Raw genomic sequence first — 1720 nt, 5'->3', positions numbered from 1 at the left:
AGTCGTAGTTCCTCTTTTGCTTCTTCTTGTGGCTTTCTTTAGAAATAGAGCCAGTATTAAGAAATCTGAGTCCACTCTAGTAGAATGAAATATGTACAAGTTTATCTGCCAAATCAAGCTTTTATATTTATATAAAATGTAGAAAAATTGCCTACTTTGTCGTCATTAAAAGTGAATGCTGAAACATAAATAATACATAAAATACTTCAGTATTTACTTAGCAATTATGGAATTTAAGTAAAAAGAAAAGGTAGGTTTCTTAATCTTCTAAATAAAGGAAAGCGGATGGATCTTAGCAGAAACTATAGAGGTGAAAAATATAGTTGTTTCATTATATAAAATAATCAAAAGTAACTTGAATCAAATTAAATGTACTCCTAAAAGGCATAAAAAGAGCAGTTTTCTGCAAATGATATAGTGACAACCAAAAATATCAATTGGAGGAAACTGCTCATGACTGAACATAACACAAAGCTTACGTCAGCTGAAATAGCCTGCACGTGGACTGGCTATATGAATGATAGTATGTCCAAATGTATACTTGGTTATTTCTTAAAACATATTGAAGATAAAGAAATTAAGTCAATTGTTCAAATGGCTTATGATTTTTCAGCTACTCATGTAGAAAAACTTCGTGTTTTATTTCAAAAGGAAAACATCCCTCTTCCCATAGGGTTTACAGATGAATATGATGTAAATGGAGACGCTGGCCGTCTCTATACGGACACCTTTATTCTTACATACGTTAATCACATGGCAAAGGTAGGGATGCTAGCATTTAGTGGGTTTCTATCCATGAGTGCTCGAAAAGATATACGGTTATATTTTAAAGAAGGGCTTGAAGAAGCCTCTAATTTATACGACGAAAGTTCAGATATCTCTCTTTCAAAAGGTCTTTTCGTTCGAGCTCCTTATATTGCGTATCCCACTGAGCCGGATACGATAGACAGTAACAGCTATCTTAGTGGCTTTTCGTTTTTTAGTAAAGAGCGCCCTTTGAATGCCATTGAAATATCCCATTTATATATGAATATCCAAACCAATATCATTGGTAGTAAGCTAAGTCTCAGTTTCGCTCAGACATCTCAAAGAGAAAAGGTTCAGAACTGGATGTTAAGAGGGACCAAGATTTCAGAAAAACATGTACAAATCTTTACCCAAGCGCTTATCGATAATCATATTCAACCTCCTGTACCACATGATATTGCCATTAGTGATTTAACGACCCCTGTTTTCTCTGATCGCCTAGCCATGTTTCATATGAGCTTTTTGAGCGCGGCCGGAACCGGTAACTATGCCACTGCAGCAGCTGCAAGTCAGCGAAGTGATCTCGTTGTCAATTATGAAAGGTTGTCGCTTGAAATTGGAAAATATGCAAAAGCTGGAGCTGATATCATGATCCAGCATAAATGGCTAGAACAACCCCCTGGTACAAAAGATAAGGAACAACTTGCTAAGAAAAAAGAATAAAATTATATATGTAGAACAAACTACTCAAGCATCAGCAGAAAAGTAGTAATATGTAAAACAAGAAAAGGAGAAATGGATTTCCATTTCTCCTTTTCATACACATTTAGTCAGAAGTATCTTCTTATCGGATATTTTTTCCACCAAGTTGTTGTTCCGCCATTTGCACAAGGCGTTTTGTAATCTCTCCACCTACTGATCCATTTGCACGGGCAGTTGTATCAGCACCAAGATTGACACCAAACTCACTAGC

At 35.8% G+C, this 1720-nt stretch carries 2 protein-coding genes; one reads left to right on the top strand and one right to left on the bottom strand.

Going from position 1 to position 1720, the window contains the following annotated elements; all coding sequences use genetic code 11:
- Positions 1-453 precede the first annotated feature (453 nt).
- Positions 454-1470, top strand: coding sequence for a DUF3231 family protein (locus tag AC1D0Y_RS29415; protein WP_477708444.1), 1017 nt, complete (start codon positions 454-456; stop codon positions 1468-1470).
- A gap of 121 nt (positions 1471-1591) precedes the next feature.
- Here AC1D0Y_RS29415 and AC1D0Y_RS29410 read toward each other — a convergent pair.
- On the bottom strand, positions 1592-1720 hold a 129-nt coding region (locus AC1D0Y_RS29410), incomplete at its 5' end, for a small, acid-soluble spore protein, alpha/beta type (protein ID WP_477708445.1).

This window comes from Priestia sp. P1_B12_1 (assembly GCF_056406695.1).
The sequence above is the reverse complement of the archived record's forward strand: the minus strand, read 5'-3'. Positions and strand labels throughout refer to the sequence as shown.

Coding starts and splice junctions, on each gene's coding strand:
- AC1D0Y_RS29415 (WP_477708444.1), top strand. CDS start 454: ATGACTGAACATAACACAAAGCTTACGTCAGCTGAAATAGCCTGCACG.